The organism is Salipiger thiooxidans (assembly GCF_900102075.1).
GTDB classification, from domain to species: domain Bacteria; phylum Pseudomonadota; class Alphaproteobacteria; order Rhodobacterales; family Rhodobacteraceae; genus Salipiger; species Salipiger thiooxidans.
Map to the genome: position 1 here is coordinate 22,466 of NZ_FNAV01000032.1, position 6,307 is coordinate 28,772.

Genomic DNA, 6,307 nt, shown 5'->3' on the forward strand with positions numbered 1-6,307 from the left:
TTAACGGAGAAGTGGCCCTTTCTGATCCATGTAAGACAATTCGAACCCGGCGAAATTGACCAGTTGATCATAATTGTCGAACGCGACGAACCCGTCCCGAAACGTGACCATTTCTGCTTCGCGCAACTGCCTCAACACCCGGTTGACGTGGACGGCACTCAGCCCAAGCGCGTCAGCCAGAAGGTATTGCGTCAGCGGACAGGCATAGCCGCCCTTGCTCCCCAATCCGACCAAGGCAAGCCTGGCACCAAGCTCCAGCAGGAAATGCGCCATGCGTTCGGCCGCATCGCGGCGTCCCAAATCCACCAGATGCTCGACCACCATCGCCTCGTCGCGGGACGCGGCCCACAAAACCGCGGTGGCCAGCCGGGGCGTTTGCGCAAATGCGTTCAGAAGGTCGGTGACAAGGATTTCCGTCACCTCAACGTCCGTCACGGGCTCAATGCTGTGATCCGACACGTTCAAAAGCACACTGCGAAGCCCGAGGAAATCGCCGGGGATCTGGAAATCCACGATCTGCCGCTGACCATCCTCAAGAAGCTTGTAGGAACAGGCCCAGCCAGAGGCGAGGATATAGGCGGCCTGATCCGATTGCCCCTGATGGACAAGATCGCGTCCCGCCACGAACGTACGTCGGCGCTTGTGCAAGGACGCAAGCACCGACAATTCGGGGTCTGACAGGGCGACGAATGCGCCAAGCTTGCGGACAAGCGGTGTGTTGTCGATCATCTGTCCCTCTTCGGCAGTCGGCGAAGACCTAGCAAAAGAAATCGCCCGTGGGACTGATGTCCATCAGCACAGCATAGCAGATTCCTTGCAAGTCTGCTTCGCAAGCAGCACGCGTACCTCCCGCGTCGCACTTGGCGGAAAGGTCAACACCCCATGACGGACGACCAAATGTATTCAGGAATGGCCGCGCTTACCATCTGCGAAGCCCTGCTTCTCGCGCTGAATGACGCACAGATTTTGCCCGAGAAAGAAATTATGGGTGTCCTCACGGATGCTGCTGCAACCCATGAGAACGCGATAGGGTCCGAAGCTGATGCCGTAAAGCACCGCGCAGCTGCGGCACTGATCCGTCGGATCATCGCCGGAGGGAATTCAGTCCGACGAGCGTGACTTCGGTGGGCACAGTTTTCCAGCGAAGTTTGCAAATTGCTGAAAGACTGACATCAATCAGCGTTCTGGAGGAACGGGGGGGCGTAAAGGTAATCCAGAAGTCCCTGCACAAGTACGCCACGCAGACTGGTGCGCAAGTCCCTTCCACGCGGGGCACCATTTTTGACAGATGTAAGAACGCGCTATGCCTCGCTCTCGTCCTACCACCACACCGGCGCAAGCTTTCCTTGTCATGCTCAGCATACTGAAACGCGGCGTCACGGACGTGCCGGGTTCAAGCCCCGTCGGAGGATAAATTGGCAGGACCAGCACCCGGCACCATAGTCCTGCGGGGCGATGTGAATTTGGCAAGCCTTGCCTCGACGCGGGCAATCCTCGGGTGCGAGGGAACTATCAAGGCGTTCGATTTGTCGGGCGTTGGCGTGCTCGATACGGCTGGTGCCTGGCTGCTTGCCTCATGCCGCAATGCCGCGGCCCTCAGGGGCGAGACGATTGCCGTAATCGGGGCCAGTCCAGCACAGACCCTGCTGCTTAAGACGGTGACAGACGCTATGGCGGACGCTGTTAAAGTCCACCAACCGCGCGGCCTACATCATGCAATGGGAGATGGTTTAGTCGGACTGGGTGAAGCCGTCAGCAAAAAGGTCTCAAGCATAGCTGAAAGCCTTGGATTTCTGGGCCTTGTCATGGCCCAGTTCGGGTGGACGGTCCTGCATCCATCGCGGCTGCGCCTGACAGCTCTGGTTCATCACATGCACCTGGCCGGGCTGAATGCAGTGCCCATTGTGGTCCTGATGGGCTTCCTCATCGGCATCGTACTGTCATTCCAGGGTGCCTCGCAGCTAAAACAATTCGGTGCCGAGGTTTACGTCGTCGACCTGATCGCTATTTCGATCCTGCGAGAACTTGGGATCCTGCTGACCGCGGTCATCGTGGCGGGGCGATCTGCATCGGCATTTACGGCGACCATCGGGTCGATGAAAATGCGCGAGGAAATCGATGCGATGCGCGTTCTCGGACTTGATCCGATCGAGCTGCTGGTGCTGCCCCGTGTCTTGGCATTGGTGATCTTGCTGCCGCTACTTGGGTTCATCGCCGACATGGCTGGACTGGTTGGTGGAGCGTTGATGGCCTGGATCGAGTTGGGCATTTCGCCCGGCATGTTGCGCACCCAGCTGTTGAACAATACCGACGTGTCGCACCTGTTGATTGGTCTGGCCAAGGCACCAGTCTTTGCGGTGATCATCGGTGTTGTCGGCTGCCATCAGGGGATGCAGGTCAAGGGCGACACCGAATCGCTGGGCAACAGAACCTCACGATCGGTCGTGGCCGCGATCTTTCTGGTCATTGTCGTGGATGCAATGTTCTCAATCTTCTTTGCTGTCTGGGGGATTTGATGAACCTGGAGCCGATCATCACGATCCGCGGGTTAGTTAACCGGTTCGGCACGACTGCGGTTCATGATGGCCTGGACCTCGATGTTTTCCGGGGCGAGGTTCTGGGCGTGGTAGGGGCCTCTGGTAGTGGTAAATCCGTGCTACTACGCACCATTGTCGGCTTGCAGGTCCCAAACGCTGGTCATATCTCGGTTCTGGGCACTGACGTGCTAACAGCCGATCCGGAGCACCTGCGCACAGTGCAGAACCGCTGGGGCGTCATGTTTCAGGGCGGCGCGCTGTTTTCGTCCCTTACCGTGCGCGAAAACGTGGCGGCCCCCATGCGAGAGCGGCTTGGCGTCGATGCCCGAACCCGTAATGCGCTGGCCGATCTGCGGATCGCGATGGTGGGTCTGCCCGTCTCTGCGGGGGATAAATCACCATCCGAGCTTTCGGGAGGGATGCGCAAACGAGCCGGGCTGGCACGCGCGCTGTCGCTCGATCCCGAAATCCTGTTTCTGGACGAACCCACCGCCGGTCTCGATCCTATTGGCGCGACGGAATTCGATGAGCTGATCAAGGCGCTGCAACAGGCTCTGGGGCTGACGGTCTTTCTGGTCACTCATGATCTCGATACGTTGCACGCGACCTGCGACCGCATCGCTGTTCTGGCCGAACGCAAGGTCATGGTCACCGGTACGATGGCTGAAATGCGCCTTGTTGATCAGCCTTGGATACATGCCTATTTCAACGGACCTCGCGCCCACGCCGCCCAACCAATGTCCGTGGCAACCTGATGGAAACGCGCGCCAGATACCTGCTGGTCGGGCTTTTCACGATTGTTGGCCTTGTTGCAGTGATGGGATTTACTCTTTGGCTGGCAAAGGTCCAGATCGATCGGACCTACGCGCAATATGACATCGTTTTCGACTCTGTCGCGGGTCTTGGGCAGGCAAGCACCGTTCGATACAATGGAGTTGAGGTTGGCAAAGTGTTGTCAATCGCACTCGACCGTGATGATCCGGCGCTGGTCCGGGTCAGGATCGAGATCTATGCCAGTACCCCGGTGCGCGAAGACACTTTGGCCACACTGTCATCGCAGGGCGTGACCGGCGTGTCGTTTGTCGCATTGGCGGGAGGGCGCGCTGATGCCGAGCCCATTGGCGTCGTACCGCCTGCCGATGTATCGCTGATTCCTTCGGAACCCTCAGCATTTCAGAACCTTCTGACAGATGCCCCGGATGTCCTGGCCGAGGCGATCCTGCTGATGCGCGATATCCGGTCGTTCACCACGCCGGAAAACGGGGCCGCAATCACCGCAATCCTGCGCAACGTCGAAACTGCTACCGCGAGAATCGACGCCATGGCGACGCGCACCGAATCCGTGATGGCCTCGGCCGAGGTAACGATGGCAAATGCCAGTGCTACCCTTGTCGACCTTCAGGCGCTCATCGCCAGTGCCGATGGCGTTCTTGTCGATGATCTTCCAGCCATCACGGACCAGCTGGGCGCGGCAGTCGACAGGCTGGGCCGCTCGGCCGCCGGGTTTGAAACCTTTGCCAATAACGGGCTGCCGCAGTTCAGCGCCCTTGCCACAGAGGCACGCGCCATGGTGGCACATATCAATGCATTGACCTCCCGGATCGCGAGCGATCCAGGGCGTTTCCTGCTGGGCAATCAGACCCCTACATACAGGAATTGATACCATGGAACTGATCCGAAAAGTCATCGCTGTCCTCGCCCTATCTTTCCTGTCGAGCTGCGGCGCGCTGACAGCCATATCCGACGCCAGCGCACCGTTGGATGACTACACCTTGTCTCCCGCGGTGTCCGCATCTGCGGCCCGGTCCGGCCGTGCACATCTGGTGGTCGAACTGCCCGTGTCGGCGGGGGTCCTAGCGACAGATCGGATCCTGATCAAACCGCTGCCATTTCAGGCCCAGTACCTTCCAGGTGCACCGTGGTCGGAACCAGCGCCGGCGCTCGTCCAATCACTGTTGGTCGCGTCGTTTCAGAACCTCGGGGGCTTTGGTCTGGTGGGGCGAACAGGTGTAGGGCTGATGCCAGACTATACGCTGATGACCGATCTACAGGCGTTTCAGGCAGAACCGGGAGGGCTCGACACAGAGCCGTTCGTTGTCCGCATTAGCGCCATGTTGACGCTTATCCGTGAATCCGACCGGAGAATCGTAGCCTCTCGCCGGTTTATCGTCACGTCGCCGGTTCAGACGGATGACACTTTGGCTTTGGTGCGGGGCTTTGACAATGCTATGCGATCAGTCCTGCTCGAGGCGGTGCTTTGGACCACTGCGCAGACAAGGTAAGGTTCTGGTCTCGAGAGCTTCCACAACGCTGCAAAAATTAAAAAATAGGCCATCTGTGTATGGTCGCGCACCAAGTGCACTCGCTTGTGCAAAGGAGCGCACTGTATGACAACATGCAGGCGTTACCGATGCCATTTCAAGGGAAACTCACCTTCGCGAATCTACGCTTCAACGACCGCGGGTCTTCAGTTGGTGGTGGCCCACATCCGATACCGCCCCTGCCGGTCACCTCGCGGATAAGGCCTCGCGTTTCCATCCAGGCTAGGTTGCGCTGGACGGCGGCACGGCTAGCACCGGTCAGGGTCTCAGCCATTGGGGCGGAGACTAGGGGCCAATCAGTCATGATCCGGCCCCTTTGAAGTGGTCCACCCACAAAGCCTGAAATCCGATAGGATTTCGGCGAACAGGAGGACGACAGAATGGCTGGAAAGCGAGAGAAGCCTGAAGACATTGTCACCAAGCTACGCCAGGTCGAGGTTTTGCACGGCCAAGGCCTGTCGATGGCCGATGCGGTGCGGCAGATCGGGATATCGCAGGATACGTTCTACCGGTGGCGGAAGCAGTATGGTGGGATGAACCGGGCACAGTTGTCGCGGCTGAAGGACCTCGAGAAGAAAAACCTGAGGCTGCGGCGGGCGGTATCTGACCTGACGCTTGAGAAGCTGATCCTGACCGAGGCTGCTCAGGGAAACTTCTGAGCCCTTCGCGCCGCCGCGAGTGCGTGGAGCATGTGTGCCAGACACTCGGCATCTCCGAACGCCGGGCCTGCCGGGTGCTTGGGCAGCACCGCTCCACGCAGCGCAAGCCACCACAGGGCCGGGAAGATGAGGCGCGGCTGACCGCCGACGTCATCGAGCTGGCCCGGGAGTATGGCCGCTACGGCTACCGCCGGGTCGCGGCGCTGCTGCGCCGGGCTGGCTGGCAGGTGAACCACAAGCGGGTGGCGCGCATTTGGCGGCGCGAAGGGCTCAAGGTCCCACACAAGCAAAAGAAACGCGGCCGGCTCTGGCTGGCCCCTCTCGTGACATCACTTCGTGATGCACTGTCGGGCAGTGGACGGCTCCTGCGTGCGGCTGAAGCCGGAGCATCCCAACCACGTCTGTTCGTCTTCATCTTCGTCATCTTCGGTTGCGCGCAGGAAGGCATCCGCAAATTCGGCAGGTGCTGCACCGGCTCTGTTGCACCAATCGGCTGAACGCCGAGGTTCCCCTTTTCCCAGACGGACTTATCCTACAGCTTCCGTGACGGGTATGCCGAGCGCGGTGTAGCCGTTCAGGACGACGATGCGGACTTGGAGCTCGGCGACCTGTCGGTCGAAGTCCCGTGCCATGAGCCGCTGGCCCAGCAGTTTCACACAATGCATCTTGGTCTCGACGCGGCTCCTGCGGTGGTATCCGCTCCATCGTCGCCAGAGGGCCCGGCCGAGGTATTTCGCGGCGCGCAGGGCCTCGTCTCGGGCGGCCGCGCCAGCTTGATCACCTTCCACGG

The 6,307-nt window shown here is 59.9% G+C and carries 6 protein-coding genes and 3 pseudogenes; 6 read left to right on the forward strand and 3 right to left on the reverse strand.

All coding sequences use genetic code 11. The features are described from left to right. Positions 1-729 carry a Crp/Fnr family transcriptional regulator gene (locus BLQ77_RS26245; RefSeq protein ID WP_089964067.1) on the reverse strand — a complete coding sequence of 243 codons (729 nt, stop codon included), beginning with the start codon at positions 727-729 and terminating at the stop codon, positions 1-3. 153 nt (positions 730-882) lie between these two features. Between BLQ77_RS26245 and BLQ77_RS26250 the strand changes: the two genes are divergently transcribed. From BLQ77_RS26250 to BLQ77_RS26270, 5 genes are all read left to right on the forward strand, one after another. Then, positions 883-1,119 (forward strand): hypothetical protein, encoded by a 237-nt coding sequence (locus BLQ77_RS26250; RefSeq protein ID WP_165617217.1) that lies wholly within the window; start codon positions 883-885, stop codon positions 1,117-1,119. A 296-nt stretch (positions 1,120-1,415) separates the two neighbouring features. Continuing rightward, complete coding sequence (locus BLQ77_RS26255) at positions 1,416-2,516, forward strand: ABC transporter permease (protein WP_207545908.1); 1,101 nt, start codon at positions 1,416-1,418, stop codon at positions 2,514-2,516. Then, positions 2,516-3,292, forward strand: coding sequence for an ABC transporter ATP-binding protein (locus BLQ77_RS26260; protein ID WP_089964068.1), 777 nt, complete (start codon positions 2,516-2,518; stop codon positions 3,290-3,292). The genes BLQ77_RS26255 and BLQ77_RS26260 overlap by 1 nt, the downstream gene beginning before the upstream one ends. Next, positions 3,292-4,197 (forward strand): MlaD family protein, encoded by a 906-nt coding sequence (locus BLQ77_RS26265; protein ID WP_089964069.1) that lies wholly within the window; start codon positions 3,292-3,294, stop codon positions 4,195-4,197. Before BLQ77_RS26260 ends, BLQ77_RS26265 begins: the two co-directional genes overlap by 1 nt. Before the next feature lie 4 nt (positions 4,198-4,201). After that, positions 4,202-4,819, forward strand: a complete 618-nt coding sequence (locus BLQ77_RS26270; RefSeq protein ID WP_089964070.1) for an ABC-type transport auxiliary lipoprotein family protein — start codon at positions 4,202-4,204, stop codon at positions 4,817-4,819. Positions 4,820-5,004: 185 nt separating this feature from the next. Here BLQ77_RS26270 and BLQ77_RS29765 read toward each other — a convergent pair. Then, positions 5,005-5,165, reverse strand: a pseudogene (locus BLQ77_RS29765) (helix-turn-helix domain-containing protein); the annotation flags it as partial. A 73-nt stretch (positions 5,166-5,238) separates the two neighbouring features. Between BLQ77_RS29765 and BLQ77_RS26275 the strand changes: the two are divergent. Continuing rightward, positions 5,239-5,925, forward strand: a pseudogene (locus BLQ77_RS26275) (IS3 family transposase); the annotation flags it as partial. Between the two features lie 119 nt (positions 5,926-6,044). On the opposite strand, the pseudogene BLQ77_RS26280 reads toward BLQ77_RS26275, so the two are convergent. Next, a pseudogene (locus BLQ77_RS26280) lies at positions 6,045-6,307 on the reverse strand (IS5/IS1182 family transposase); the annotation flags it as partial.